Below are 13,027 nucleotides of genomic sequence, written 5' to 3' on the forward strand. Positions count from 1 at the left end.
AATCGTTCAAGCCGACGCCACTTCGTGGTGCGGCTTAACTCTAGCGTTCCGAGGACCGCTTCTGGCCGTTCTCGGCCATTGGATGCAGATCAACATTGATTATACCGACTGGTAGATGTGTCATTGATGATTGGTCATCTGACGCACCATTTTGGGCTACGGCGGGCTTCTACCCGTCAGGCTGACCGGATCGCCGTAAGCGATCCGAGCGGAACGCTTGTACGGGTCGGACGCATCGCTGGGCCGCCGTAAGTACTTCACCGGCGTCGACTCACAACGCTTCGCCCATGGAGCAATTCCGCCCGAAGCCTGGAGCAAGACGACGTCCGGTTCGTTCGACTATCTGCGCAGTGCATACGTACGGGATGCGCAGGACGTCTATCGCACAGCCACCGCCGAGGAGATTCTGACGCTGGCGCGGCGGGTGCTGGTCCGTCGGGTGCGGCGCGGGGTCACGTTCTCCGATCCTTCGGTAGCGAAGGACTTCCTGCGGCTGAAGCCTCCTGGCGCTGTAGACGTCCGAGCGCTGTCGAATCCTCAGCACTAGCGGAAAATCGACAATTCCAAGCGAAAAGTGCTGGAGCGCCCGCCCCGCGCATGCCATCTTTCCGTCATGGAAGCAGTGGGCACTCTCATCCTCAAGTTGCGCAAGCTGCTCCATAGCCGCGGTCGGACACGGGACGAAACCGACGAGGCGATTCAGGAGGCCTTCCTGCGATTGCAGCGCTACCGGCAGGCCCGGCACGTGCAGGAGCCGGAGGCGTTTCTGGTGCGCACCGTGCTCAACGCGATCGTGGACGAAGGGCGTCGGCGGTCCCGGTGGCGTTCGGTGCCGTTATCGGACGTGGAGACGTTGCCGCTTGTCGAAGCCGGCCTCACGCCCGAGGACGTGCTGACCGGCCAGCAGCGGCTGCGCACATTGCGCACCGGCCTTGAACAATTGAACGCGCGCACGCGCGAGGTATTTCTGCTGCACCGTATCGAAGGATACAGCCATGCCCAGATCGCCGCGCGCATGGGCATCACCGTCAGCGCAGTGGAGAAGCATGTCGCCAAGGCAGCTTTGTTCCTGACCGAATGGATGGATCGCGCATGAACACGCAGGGCCACATCCGCCGACCGCCACGTGCCGCGTATGCGGAGGCGGCAGCATGGCTGGCGCAACTGCACGGATCCAATCGCAGCGATGACCTCGAAGCCGACTTCCGCGCCTGGTTGAAGGCGGATCCCGAGCATGCACGTGCCTTCGAGCGCGTCACCGATGTCTGGGACGCCGCCGGCGACGTCAACATCCACGGCTTGCCCCGGATCACGCCGCATGACGCATTCGCCACGCGACGACCGCGTTGGCGACCGGTGCTCGCCGCACTGGTGCTGGGCGCGGTGGGGCTGGGCGCATTCCTGCTGTTGCCGCGCGCGCCGGACTACGCCACGGGCATCGGCGAGCAGCGCATTGTGCGTCTGTCCGACGGCACCCGGCTCTCGATGAACGCCGACAGCGCAGTCGAGGTGAACTACGGGCGACGCGAGCGCACCGTCCGGCTGGCCCACGGCGAGGCGCTGTTCGAAGTAGTTCGCGATCCGCAACGGCCGTTCGTGGTGGTCGCGGGTGAGCGCAAAGTGATCGCATTGGGCACGTCGTTCGTCGTTCGCAGCGAGCCGGGGCGGTTGGACGTGACGTTGCTGGAGGGCAAAGTGCGTGTCGCGTCCGCCCAAGCGCCAGGCGTGGCGCGTGAGCCGCAGGGCGGGGCGATCACGCTGCTGCCCGGCCAGCGCTTGCGCGTGCGCGCCGATCGCAGCGAGACCCTGGATACCCAACGGGCGGAGACCGCCACTGCCTGGCGCCGGGGCGAGGTGATCCTCGACGACACTCCGCTCGACGAGGCCATGGCGGAAATGAATCGCTACGACCAGCGTCCTTTGGCTCTGGACGATCCGACGCTCGGTCGGCTGCCGGTCAGCGGCATCTATCGCATCGGCAACAACCGCGATTTCGCGCAGGCTGTCGCGGCCGTGTACGGACTCCAGGTGCGGGAAGAGGCCGACCGCATCCGCCTGACCAGGGACTGATCGGTCCTTCGCCATCGGCACGCACGCCCTGCGCTCCGCTCGCGCGAAGGCCACGCGCAGCACGCGCCTGCGATCGGCTGCTATTGGCTGTGATCCGCTGGACGCCTGAAGGCGGCAGTGGCGCACTGACCGATGATCAGCACGGTGCATCCTTCAATCCGATAACAGAAATGTTTCCGTTCCGCTGAGGTTTCCGCCACGCCAGTCGTCTACGTCATATCAACCAGCAACTGTCGAAGGGGAAAGACATGTGGCGCAACCTCGGTCGCAAGCCTGTACGCATCGCCACCAGCGCGCTGCTGCTGGCCATCTCGCAAGCGCTGTATGCCCAGAACGCGGCCACGACCGAGCCGCCGGCACAATCCCTTGGCGCCTACGATTTCGATCTGCCGGCCCAACCGCTCGTCACGATGCTGCGCGAAGTCGGCCAGCGGACTGGCACCAACATCCTGTTCCAATCCGGGATCGTCAAGGATCGGCATTCGCCCGCACTGCGCGGGCGGCTCACCGTCGACCAGGCGGTGCGGCAACTGCTCGACGGCACGTCGCTACGGGCGCAGCGCACCTCGGCCACCACCATCGTCGTGCGCGCGGTCGGGCCTGACCCGACTGAGCCGCGGGAAGGGCGCGGCTCGAACGACACGGGCGCAGCGCCAGCATCCTCAACCACACCGGGAAACGAAGCGCGGCAGCGTGAGGGTGGCGATGCGCCGACGGAAGATCGTAGACAAGCCGGAACGAGTTCTGCAGCCACGTCCGAGGGGGTCGTCGAACTGGAGAAGATGGTGGTGACCGGCACGCACATCCGTGGCAGCGCGCCGATCGGCGCGCCGCTGCAGCTCTACGATCGGGAGACCATCGAGCGCAGCGGCTACGGCAACACCGAGGATTTCATGAGGTCGCTGCCGGCCAATCTCGGCAGCGTGGGCGCGAGCACCAGCTTCGTGCCGGAAGCGATCGATGCAGCGAACACCGGTTTTGGCAGTGCGGTCAACCTGCGCGGCCTGGGAAGCGATGCCACATTGGTGCTCATGGACGGGACCCGGATCGCGCCGGGCGGGTTCAAAGGCGCAATCGTCGACATCTCGTTCATTCCCTTGAGCCTCATCGAGCGCATCGAAGTCCTCGGCGATGGCGCTTCGGCGATTTATGGCTCGGATGCCGTGGCCGGCGTGGTGAACTACGTGTTGCGCGAGGACTTCCATGGCGCGGAGACCAGTGCGCGCCTGGCCGCGGCGACGCAGGGAGGCTACGAGCAGGCCAGCCTGAGTCAGGCGTACGGCAAGCAGTGGTACTCCGGCGGACTCGTCCTGGCCTACAGCTACGCCGGGAACTCGAACCTTCCCGGCGACAAACGCGATTTTTCACAGGCCGTCGGCGACAATGACCTGATCCCGGAGGTCGCGGCGCACAACGCCTTCGTCAACATCACGCAGCGCCTGTCCGACACCGTCGACATCAGCGGCAGGGCGATCTATTCGGAGCGGGATGTCGACCGGTACTCGATCTCGCCATTGACGCCGGCCATGTCGACCGACGCTCACACCAAGCAATTCGTGACCGGCCTGTCCGCGAACATCGCGCTGGCCAACGACTGGCAGGGCCGCGCCACCGGTTCCCACTCCTGGAACAGGACCAAGCTGGAGAACGTCTTCGGAATCCAGGATGGCGAGTCGTCGTCCTCCACGCTCGGATTCAAGACCGACGGCCCGCTGGCCTCGCTTGCCGGCGGCATGCTGCAGGCAGCGTTCGGAGCGGAATACCGCCGCGAGGACTTTGCACGGTTTGCGACGGAACAGTTCGTTTATCTTCCCGTGGATCGCGGACGCAACATCAAGTCGGCGTATGCCGAACTCAACGTTCCGCTCGTCGGCGATGCGAACGCGCGACCGGGCCTGCAGCGTCTGGCGTTCTCCGTCGCAGCGCGTTACGAGGACTACAGCGACTTCGGCGACACGTTGAATCCGAAACTGGGCGTCGAGTGGTCGCCATTATCGGGACTGACCCTGCGCGGGACTGCCGGAACCTCCTTCAAGGCGCCGCTGCTCGCCGACCTGTACAGCGGCGGCTCCGTGATCCTCGTCAACGTGCCTGATCCCGAATCGCTCACCGGCACCTCGACGGCGTTGCTGGCGAACGGGTCGAATGCCGACCTGGATTCGGAATCCTCCCGTGCCTGGACGGCAGGCTTCGACTGGCGGCCGACGGGCGTACCGGGGCTCAGGTTCGGGTTGACCTACTTCGACATCTCCTACGAGGATCGCATCGAGCAACCATTACGCGCCAACCCGTTCGGCTTCATTTCCCGTCCCGATCTCTATGGGCCGTTCATCCTTCGCGATCCATCGATGCAGACGATCGACGAGTTCCTGGTCGATCGGACGTTCGGTGATACGACGGTCCTTCCCGGTTTCGGGCCGCCGCGAACCCTGGCCGACGTGACCGTCATCGGGGACATGCGCCTGGCCAACCTCGCCGCGACGGACGTGCGCGGCGTCGACTTCGACCTCGGATATGCGTTGAGCAAGGGCGTCTACGACTGGACCTTCAACCTGGCCGGCACCTATCTGTTCGAGAAGCAGACGCTGCTGGTCGACGGGCTGCCGCCGGTCATCGAACTCGATACGCTGTTCAACCCGGTCGACCTGCGCGTGGTGACTTCGGCCAACGTGCGTCGCGACAAGGTGTCCGCGAATCTGGCGTTGAACTACATAGACGCCTACCGGAACATCCTGGACAGTCCTCCCCAGGCGATCGATTCCTGGCTCACCGTGGATTTGCAGTTCCGTTACGACTACCGCAGCGGACACGTCTCGCTCGGGATCAACAATCTGCTCGACGAGGCGCCTCCGTTCGTCCGCAACAACGGCCAGCCCGGCTCGGCCGGTCAGCAGTACGGATATGACCCGGCAAACGCGAGTCCGCTCGGTCGCTTCGTCAGCCTGCAGCTGACGCACCGGTGGTGAAAGGCTCGCCGACGTCGCAATCGCGCACGCGATGCGACCGCAAGCCACGCGACCAAGCCGCAATCGATCCACGGGAGACCGTCAGATGAGAGTCATTGCCACGCTGCTGGCCCTGCTGGCCGTGTCGTCGACGGCCGGCGCGGCGTCGCTCAGCGCGCATGATCGCGAACAATTCGTCCTTGCCCATCTGGCGACGGAGGCATCCGAGCCGGTGGATGTGGAGTTCCTGGCGCTGGCGGGTCGATTCGATGAGCTCGAAGCGGGGCTGGTCGCGATCGGGGCGCAGATTGAGTTCGCCGATCGCAAGGTCGGGTATGTACGCGCCGGGGTGCCGCGTCAGCAACTCTTGATGGCGCTGTCGTTGCGCGTATTGCAATCCGCGGCACTGCCTGCGTCCTATCCCAAGGAGCGGGTTGCACCGGAGGCGCGTCGTCTGACCGACGTGCCGGACATCCGGTTGCCGATACCGAAGGTATCGACCACGCCGTTGACGCCCGACGGACCGTACTACCCGCTGGCGGAAACCGGAATGCTGGATTTCTGGCGTGCGCTTCCCGCCGCCGACGGCCGCGGGGTCGTCATCGGCTTCGTGGACGATGGTTTCGACCTGCTGCACCCGGCGATCCAGCGCGTCCATGTTCCCGGCGGCGGACTTGCACCGAAAGTCATCGACATGGTGCCGTTGTCCGCGCCGGACCGGGACGACAGCTGGGTTTCGTTCGGTGAGCCGCAGGTCGCGGCGACAGGCGAGCTGTCGTTCGCCGGCGCGCAGTGGCGGGTGCCGGGAACCGGGCCGTACCGAGGCGGCATCTTCGCCGTGAGGCTGGCGCTCGGCTCGCCGATCGACCCGGAGACGCAGGAGAATGCGTTCATCCTCAGCGTCGGAGCGCTATGGGATCCGGCGACGGGCCGGATCTGGATCGATACCGACGGAGATCGGGATTTCAGCAACAACCGCGCACTGCGCGACTATGCGGTCGCGCAGGAGATCGATTGGTTCGGGCGCGCGGACGGGGAGGAGGATCACCGCATTCCGTTCGGCGTGAAAATCGATACCGTACGCGGCGCGGCGTGGCTGAGCCTGGACGGCAGCATGCACGGCACCTGGACCGGCAGCGCCGCCAGCGGCAACCGGCTCACCCTCGGGTTGTACGATGCGCCCGCCCCGAATGCGCGTCTCATCGATCTGCGTTCGCGCGCGCAGCCGGAGACGCTCGTCCTGCCGGCCATTCTCAGCGCCGCGGCACGTCCCGACATCGACATCGTCAACTATTCCGGCGGGCTGGGCAGACCGCTGCCGTCCGGTCAGGAGGATTTCGCCCGCCTCGTGGTGTCGCGAGCCGTCACCGTCTATGGCAAACCTATCCTGGCGGCCAGTTCCGGGCTGCCGGGAACCATTTCCGTCTGGGATTACTGGAACGCGGAGATGATCCGCCGCAACGCGCAGTTGCCTCCACCGCATCGTGAGGCGATGACCAGCCGGGTCCTGTTTGCGGAAGACGGCACGGTGAACGATCTGCTTGCGCCGTCGGTCACGATGCCGGCCGTGTCTCGCTACATCCAGCTGTTCTCGGTCGGCGCCGATGGCCGGCGTTACGTCCTGCCGGGCAGGTGGAGTTCACCTGCGCCGGACGGCTACGCGATCGGCGCCAATCCGTCCTGCACCATCGGTTATGCCAGTGGCGTGCTTGCCAGTCTGCTGAGCGCCGCCAGGCAGCAAGGCGTGCGTTACGACCTTGCACGACTGACCAATGCGCTGTTCACCGGTGCGAAGCCCGTGCCCGGCTTCCCGGCGCAGACGCAGGGCCATGGTCTGATCCGGATCGACCGGGCGTGGCAGCAACTGGTGGCGATGGCCGAAGCCGATGATCCCGACCATCCGGTGCTCACGCACTTCGAGTTGCTGGATGCGCAGGGATCCAAGGTGCAAGGTTATGCGGAGAAATTTGCGGTGGCCGGAGCTCCTGCCGAGCGTTCGTTGCAGGTCATCCGGCGCGGTGGTCGCGCGGGTGACAGAGCCTACCGTCTGGAACTCGCGACGGACGACGACAAGGCGTTCGAGCTTGCGCAAGCCAGGGTCGTGTTGCCGCGAGATCGCGCCGTGCGCATCGACTTCACGGTCCGTCCGTCGGCCAACCACTACGTCGCCTTCGTGCAAGTGATCGACGACAGCACTGGCGCCGTCATGCAGAAGATTCCCCTGCACACTCAGGCGCCGGACCGGATGGAGACGCTCGCGCCTGGCGTGAAACGGTATCGGTCGAGCATTCCGTCGCATCGCACGCAGCGCCATGTCCTTGAGCTTGACGCCGGTGTCCAGGCCGTCCGTGCCGCCATCGAGATGCCGAAATTCGTCGGCGGCGAGGAGATGTACGCCCTCGCCAGCAGCGATCGCAGCTGGGAGGTCAGCCGATACGCCCGGCCGGGGAACGGCACGCCACCGCCAGACGGTATGGATCTGTTTACTCGCGCGACTGTTCCGGGAACGGTCGATCTGCTCTGGGAGAACCGCGGCCGACGCGAGTACGAATCCGCCTACGATCCCCCGGCGCCCGACGGGCCGATCGACGCGGCGCTGACGCTCACGCATTACGCGGTGTCGTTCGAGAGAGAGTCCGAGACCACTCTCAAGCTGCACAACCATCTGGCCGATGTGACCGGGCGTGTCGAATGGCTGACGGGCATCCCGTCCTCGCACGTGTTGCAACCCGACGGAAAAGCGTCGCCACGGTTTGTCGCGATGACGCTCGCCGTACCGGACAAGACAGCGCTGCTCCGTGTTCGGGTGACCGGCAAAGATGACGACCGCGCGCCCGTCCATGTCTATGTCATGGATGCCACGGGCAAGGCCTCCCGCATCGTCAAGCAAGTGGCGCTAAAGGATGGCCGCGCCGAGCTCACCCTGGCGAGCCCGACCGCCGGCACGTGGCGCCTCGCTGTCTGGGCGCACGATGGGGATGGCGGCAGTTACGACGTGGAAACAGTCGCCCTTTCGACACAAGACACGGATGGCGGCTTCGTTCGTTACCTGCACGGATCCAGAACCCCCATGCCAGTCGCCTACGCGCCGGCGGGCCAGGCGATGTATGCCGCGCTGTGGGTCGAGCCGGCAGGAGACGACGAGGCGGGTGTCGTGATCGGTCTGACTCCGTTGAGTGCAGCCGCCTTCTAAAGATTGCGCCCGGATCGCCGATCCCGTACGAAACGGCAATGGCCGAGGTTTCGAGTCCCCGATTGGAGATCCGCAACCGTCACCCCGCTGTACGACGGCGAGGTGATCGCCGTGCAGGTCTACCCGCATCGCGATGAAGCGACCGGCGAAGCAATCATGGAAGCCGTGTTGCTGGAGAACGGCGCTTGGTACCGAGCCGGGATCGACGGCAAGCGCGAAATGCTTGGAACCCTCATGCACTGAAACGAGAACCGGCGCGGAGACTACGTGACGGGGTTTCTCGATTTATCGACGAGGTGGAGGTCTGTCACGCTGACAGCCCCCGCGACCAAGCTGCCGGAAAGACTGCCACCAAATCCAGCACAATTCAGTAAAACACCGAAGTGGATTCAACTGATCGATGCAACACACTGAAAGCTGCCTAGGCAGCAGGAGTGTTGCAGATGAGGTACAGGACAAGGACCCACTACACGGAGAGCCAGAAGTCCCAGATGTGGGATCGCTGGCAGCAGGGGGAGTCCCTGCATCAGATCGCACGGCTGTTTGACCGGCACCAAAGCCGGACAATCAGCGCTATTCGGGTCAGAGACCCCTATGGGAAGTTGGCTTCATCCTGTCGCTTGACGACGCCGGAACGAGGCTCGACGGCCGATCTCAGGCGGCCTTTTCGGAAGGAAGTGAGCGCAAGAATACAAGCCCAGCGTCCACCCAGCCCTGGACTTGCAACTTCGAACGCAAAACACTCGGATCAACCCAGATCATGCCAATCAGTGGCTTTCCAGTGACATCAAAAGGCCGAACGCCAGAACGATGGAGGAAAGCTTCAAATGCGTTTGGTCCAACACGCACCATCATTCGGTCATTCTCGACGCCGCAGCACATATGGCTGTCGACCATGAATATGAGAGCGCCGAACATGCCGTGTTCGACAACGTTTTCGCGCGCGAGCGCCCCGCGGACCAATTCAACGAGCTCTGAACTCCATGCCATTGGCTCAACCTCTCGGGTTCGCCAGCAACCACCCGGCCGGAATAAGGAATGATCCGTACGTCATCACCATCGCGACCACTCTCGGAGCCGGCGACTTCGCAAACAGCATGCCCAGCGCATGAATGATCCTTCCCACCAAGAGAAGGCCGCCAGCCATCCAGAGCCACAAGAAAGACGCCCCCTGCGCTTCCATCAGCGAGAGCAGAACCAGGCAGAGCGGCACGTATTCGACGAAGTTGCCGAAAGCGCGCACACGGCGGCGAAGCGCAGCATCGTCTGCATCGCCGAACACGACGTCGCCGAGTGCGGCACGGCGTATCGATATCTGGAGCGTCATGGGAAACATGACGATGGCAAGTATGGATGCGACAGTTGATGTCACCGGCAGCGCGATCATGGTCGTTCCTCCCCAGCTTGTGTGTTGCGGCTTCCCGGACATTTCGGCAGCCGATCCAGTGCGCCCTGCCAGCCCTCGGCGTGGCGCTTTGCAGCGCCGGGCAGCGTCAAATTCTTGTGGCGAATGCGAAGCTCAGCGCCGTCGCCGCCTGGCGTGATCGTGACCGTCACCTCGGATTGAAGCCCTGCGTGCTCGTCGGGCGGCTCGAGGTTCCGCGCCGAAGTCACGCGCTGCGGACCTGCGGTCCGCGCCCATCGCGCCTGGCAAGCGTCTGTTCAAGCATCTTGCCCATCATCACGCGCATCACCGAAGTCGGGATGATGGTACTCATGATCCGATTGGCTGCGCCGGGCAGGCATAGAGAGCGGCCCTTGCGAAAGGCCTTCAGCGCTTCCGACACGCACTGAGTGGTGCTCATGGGCTTCATCGGCATCGTTTTCGGGTCGAGTCCGAATTTCTCGATGATGGCGGTGTGGGTGGGCGGAACGACTAGCGTCATCACCTGGATACGCTTACGCCTGAGTTCCACGTGCAGAGACTCTCCCAGGCTCTGCACGAGCGCCTTGGCGCCGGCTTCGTTCGCAGAGAACGGGATCCCAATGGCCGCGCCCATCGCGCCACCGAGCAGTAGCCCTCCGCCACCGCGCTCGGCGAGGCGCCGGCCAAACAGATGGGCGATATTGAGATGTGCCAGCGCATTCAGCCGGAACAGGCGCAGCTGCTCGCGGTGATCATTGTCGAGATAGCTGCCGGGATTTCCGGTGCCGGCATTCGAGACGATCAAACCGATATCCAGATCGGCAACCGCAGCGCCCAGCCGGTCGACCGAGTCCTCTTCCGACAGATCGACGACTACCGATCGTGTCTGAACGCCGAAGCGCCCGGATATCTCAGCGCCGAGATCGTCAAGCAGTGCCTTGCGCCGCGCGGCCAGCACTACGCTCAGGCCTTCAGCGGCAAGCTGCCGCACGAACTCCGCACCGATGCCCGAGGACGCGCCGGTAACGAGCGCCCAGGGACCATATTTCCTGACAAATTCCGAGACTGTCTTCATCTTCTGACTCCTGTAGGGCAATCCGTATTTCTTCAGGTGCGTCTGTGCCAGACAGCGTCGCCAAACTCGGGATTGGGAGGCGTGCGGGCAAGCGCGTTGGTGTAGTTCGTCATCGTCTTGAGCGCGAGACCGAGGACCACTTCCAGCGCCTGTCGTGTTCCGTAGCCGGCGTCGAAAAAGGCATCCTTGTCGGGATCGGACACCGCGCCGCGTTTCTCGACCATTGCGGTGACGAAGCGGCGCAGAGCCTCGAGCTTCGGATCCGACAGCGGCTGCCCGGCGCGAAGCGGAGCGAGGACGCCCTCGTCGACGCCGTGGCGGCGCGCGCCCCAGCTGTGCGCGGTCATGCAGAAGTCGCAGTTGTGCATGTAGCTCGCGGTCAGAACGACGACCAGCCGCTCGGCAGAGCTTAGCGAAGATTTTTCAAAGAAAGCTGCGGCTGCCTGGTAGGCCATCAATAGCGACGGTGCCTCGGCGAATTTCGCGAGCATGCTGGGAAGGAACCCCATGCTCTTCTGCATCGTGTCCATGGCCCCGCGCACTTCTTCGGGCGCAGTCTCAAGGGTGTGTGCAGGAAACTGGATTGTCATGGACATCACCTCATGCTGCGAAGACGTGGGTATCTGTGAGCTTTCGGCCCGCCGATCGCAGCTGCCAGGGTGGCCATCTGCGCTACAGTTAGTTGACTAACTTACATGAATCGCACGATCCGTCAAGTGCGTCTCGCGCAGGGTGGCGTTGACAAGGCGGGGACCGGGCTGCACGATTCAGCCAGATAGTTGACTGACTGACATGGCCGGTATCAAAAGCGACAAGCGGCGCCGCCTGGTGAAGGCGGCGGCAGACCTCAGCCACAAGCACGGTCTGGGTAAGGTTGCGCTCGCCGATATCGCAAAGAGCGCGGATGTGCCCCTCGGCAACGTCTACTACTACTTCAAGACCAAAGCGGCGATCGGAGAGGCGGTGATCGCGCAGCGCTGCAACGAGTTTCGACAGCTTCGCGGGATGTGGGAGAAAAATCCGTTGCCAAAGGAACGGCTCAAAGCCTTCATCCAGATGACAGTCGACAACCGAAAATCCCTGGCCCGCTCAGGATGTCCGGTCGGCAGCTTGTGCGCAGAGATGGGCAAGGAGCGGGGCGCACTGGCTGATGAGGCCGCGCTCCCGTTCCGTGAGCTATTGACGTGGACTGAGGCGCAGTTCGCCGCGCTCGGGCGGGAGAACGACAAGAAGGCGCTCGCCATCCACCTGTTGGCCGCGCTTCAGGGCGTCTCCCTGCTCGCCAATTGTTTCCGCGACCCCGGGTTGGTGCTGCACGAGGCGGAACAACTGAACACCTGGATCGACGGCTTTTGAAGCCGCCCGCCACCGCGTCTGCGCTCAGGCCGGCAGCTAGCATGAACACGCGTCGCCAATGCGGCCTGCACGGATGATGAGTTCGATTCGAATGAGCGGATCCTTGGGCCTGAGCCGGGCTCAGTCGTCGCGGCGATTGTCGCGGCTGCCTGACCTCTCGATCGAGTTGGTGCAGAAGGTCCATTCGGAGAACGTCTTGCATGTTCAGGCGCTATCAATCACATCAACGACAAAGCGACCGACTTCGGTCGTGAAATCCGGATTGGACCGCATCAGGGCCGCCGCCGCTCGTCCGCGCTCCAACTTCGCCACATTTGCCCGAACTTCCGCGATGCTCGGCGCTGGCGTTTCAGCCGGCGGCGTGCGCGGATGTCCTCTTTCCACGCGACCCAATCGCAGCGCCTGCGTGACCCGTCGATCGCACCTACACCTGGCGGCGGGGGAAACGATGCCACATCTGGCTTCAACGAAACCGGTCACGAGCGATCGCGCTCTGCGCAGACGCTGCCGGAACGCGGCCGCATCGATCTCCAAGGCGGAAGCTGCCTCCGTATCCGTCAATTCGAAAATCTCGCCCAAAATATAGGCCGCGCGCAACGAGCGAGATAGGCATGTGAGCAGCGCCAGCGTGCATCCGATCTTGATCTCCTCGATCATGATCTGGGTCTCCGCGTCCTGGATGGAGCTGTCAGGCAAATCCTCCAGCCCTTCGTAGAGATCAGCGGCGAACCCTTTGAAGTCGAGTCGCAGCGCCTCCAATGTTCCTTGTTTGCGCGCATGAACGAGGTGGCGACAGGTAATTCGAAACGCCCATGCGCCGGCGGCCTCGGTCTCTTTCACATCGCCGAGATGGGTGATGATTTTGATCAAGATCTCCTGCGTCGCATCCTCGGCGTCGGGCCCGTGAGCGAGCATCCGAATCGCGAGGTTGAACACTGGCCGCTGCATTGAACGGACCAGCGTTTCGAGAGCGGCGGGGGGGGGGGGGGGGGGGGGGGGGGGGGGGGGGGGGGGGGGAGGGG

General features: G+C 64.1%; 13 protein-coding genes and 1 pseudogene. 8 read left to right on the forward strand and 6 right to left on the reverse strand.

The features are described from left to right. Positions 1-217: 217 nt before the first annotated feature. The 7 genes and pseudogenes from AB5T46_RS19985 to AB5T46_RS20515 form a co-directional block, all read left to right on the forward strand. Complete coding sequence (locus tag AB5T46_RS19985) at positions 218-547, forward strand: hypothetical protein (protein ID WP_370565861.1); 330 nt, start codon at positions 218-220, stop codon at positions 545-547. 27 nt (positions 548-574) lie between these two features. Next, complete coding sequence (locus tag AB5T46_RS19990; RefSeq protein ID WP_370565862.1) at positions 575-1,096, forward strand: RNA polymerase sigma factor; 522 nt, start codon at positions 575-577, stop codon at positions 1,094-1,096. Further along, complete coding sequence (locus AB5T46_RS19995) at positions 1,093-2,070, forward strand: FecR family protein (RefSeq protein ID WP_370565863.1); 978 nt, start codon at positions 1,093-1,095, stop codon at positions 2,068-2,070. Before AB5T46_RS19990 ends, AB5T46_RS19995 begins: the two co-directional genes overlap by 4 nt. A 248-nt stretch (positions 2,071-2,318) precedes the next feature. Beyond that, on the forward strand, positions 2,319-5,036 hold the full coding sequence (locus AB5T46_RS20000) for a TonB-dependent receptor domain-containing protein (protein WP_370565864.1): 2,718 nt from the start codon (positions 2,319-2,321) through the stop codon (positions 5,034-5,036). A gap of 85 nt (positions 5,037-5,121) precedes the next feature. Beyond that, positions 5,122-8,208: a S8/S53 family peptidase gene (locus AB5T46_RS20005; protein WP_370565865.1), complete on the forward strand. Its 3,087-nt coding sequence runs from the start codon at positions 5,122-5,124 to the stop codon at positions 8,206-8,208. A 102-nt stretch (positions 8,209-8,310) separates the two neighbouring features. Continuing rightward, positions 8,311-8,451 (forward strand): hypothetical protein, encoded by a 141-nt coding sequence (locus AB5T46_RS20010; protein ID WP_370565867.1) that lies wholly within the window; start codon positions 8,311-8,313, stop codon positions 8,449-8,451. Positions 8,452-8,651: 200 nt separating this feature from the next. After that, positions 8,652-8,768, forward strand: a pseudogene (locus AB5T46_RS20515) (IS30 family transposase); the annotation flags it as partial. A 94-nt stretch (positions 8,769-8,862) separates the two neighbouring features. On the opposite strand, the gene AB5T46_RS20015 reads toward AB5T46_RS20515, so the two are convergent. The 5 genes from AB5T46_RS20015 to AB5T46_RS20035 are packed head-to-tail and all read right to left on the reverse strand — an operon-like array spanning position 8,863 to position 11,239. Continuing rightward, positions 8,863-9,198 carry a TfoX/Sxy family protein gene (locus tag AB5T46_RS20015; RefSeq protein WP_370565868.1) on the reverse strand — a complete coding sequence of 112 codons (336 nt, stop codon included), beginning with the start codon at positions 9,196-9,198 and terminating at the stop codon, positions 8,863-8,865. A 4-nt stretch (positions 9,199-9,202) separates the two neighbouring features. After that, positions 9,203-9,595, reverse strand: coding sequence for an MAPEG family protein (locus AB5T46_RS20020; protein ID WP_370565869.1), 393 nt, complete (start codon positions 9,593-9,595; stop codon positions 9,203-9,205). Next, positions 9,592-9,822: an SRPBCC family protein gene (locus AB5T46_RS20025; protein ID WP_370565870.1), complete on the reverse strand. Its 231-nt coding sequence runs from the start codon at positions 9,820-9,822 to the stop codon at positions 9,592-9,594. Before AB5T46_RS20025 ends, AB5T46_RS20020 begins: the two co-directional genes overlap by 4 nt. Beyond that, on the reverse strand, positions 9,819-10,649 hold the full coding sequence (locus tag AB5T46_RS20030; protein ID WP_370565871.1) for an SDR family NAD(P)-dependent oxidoreductase: 831 nt from the start codon (positions 10,647-10,649) through the stop codon (positions 9,819-9,821). The genes AB5T46_RS20025 and AB5T46_RS20030 overlap by 4 nt, the downstream gene beginning before the upstream one ends. 32 nt (positions 10,650-10,681) lie before the next feature. Continuing rightward, on the reverse strand, positions 10,682-11,239 hold the full coding sequence (locus tag AB5T46_RS20035) for a carboxymuconolactone decarboxylase family protein (protein ID WP_370565872.1): 558 nt from the start codon (positions 11,237-11,239) through the stop codon (positions 10,682-10,684). Positions 11,240-11,441: 202 nt separating this feature from the next. Here AB5T46_RS20035 and AB5T46_RS20040 point away from each other — a divergent pair, with 202 nt between their 5' ends. Then, a complete protein-coding gene (locus AB5T46_RS20040; protein ID WP_370565873.1) occupies positions 11,442-12,005 on the forward strand; it encodes a TetR/AcrR family transcriptional regulator in 564 nt (187 codons plus the stop codon). 204 nt (positions 12,006-12,209) lie between these two features. Here AB5T46_RS20040 and AB5T46_RS20045 read toward each other — a convergent pair whose 3' ends face one another. Further along, a complete protein-coding gene (locus AB5T46_RS20045; RefSeq protein ID WP_370565874.1) occupies positions 12,210-12,965 on the reverse strand; it encodes an RNA polymerase sigma factor in 756 nt (251 codons plus the stop codon). Positions 12,966-13,027: the final 62 nt, after the last annotated feature.

Source organism: Luteimonas salinilitoris (assembly GCF_041300785.1).
Classification (GTDB): domain Bacteria; phylum Pseudomonadota; class Gammaproteobacteria; order Xanthomonadales; family Xanthomonadaceae; genus Luteimonas; species Luteimonas salinilitoris.

What these genes read in the sequence shown, in the direction of transcription:
- AB5T46_RS20005 (WP_370565865.1), top strand. Translation starts at nt 5,122, where the DNA reads ATGAGAGTCATTGCCACGCTGCTGGCCCTGCTGGCCGTGTCGTCGACG.
- AB5T46_RS20040 (WP_370565873.1), top strand. Translation starts at nt 11,442, where the DNA reads ATGGCCGGTATCAAAAGCGACAAGCGGCGCCGCCTGGTGAAGGCGGCG.
- AB5T46_RS20035 (WP_370565872.1), bottom strand. Translation starts at nt 11,239, where the DNA reads ATGACAATCCAGTTTCCTGCACACACCCTTGAGACTGCGCCCGAAGAA.
- AB5T46_RS20030 (WP_370565871.1), bottom strand. Translation starts at nt 10,649, where the DNA reads ATGAAGACAGTCTCGGAATTTGTCAGGAAATATGGTCCCTGGGCGCTC.
- AB5T46_RS20020 (WP_370565869.1), bottom strand. Translation starts at nt 9,595, where the DNA reads ATGATCGCGCTGCCGGTGACATCAACTGTCGCATCCATACTTGCCATC.
- AB5T46_RS20015 (WP_370565868.1), bottom strand. Translation starts at nt 9,198, where the DNA reads ATGGCATGGAGTTCAGAGCTCGTTGAATTGGTCCGCGGGGCGCTCGCG.
- AB5T46_RS19995 (WP_370565863.1), top strand. Translation starts at nt 1,093, where the DNA reads ATGAACACGCAGGGCCACATCCGCCGACCGCCACGTGCCGCGTATGCG.
- AB5T46_RS20000 (WP_370565864.1), top strand. Translation starts at nt 2,319, where the DNA reads ATGTGGCGCAACCTCGGTCGCAAGCCTGTACGCATCGCCACCAGCGCG.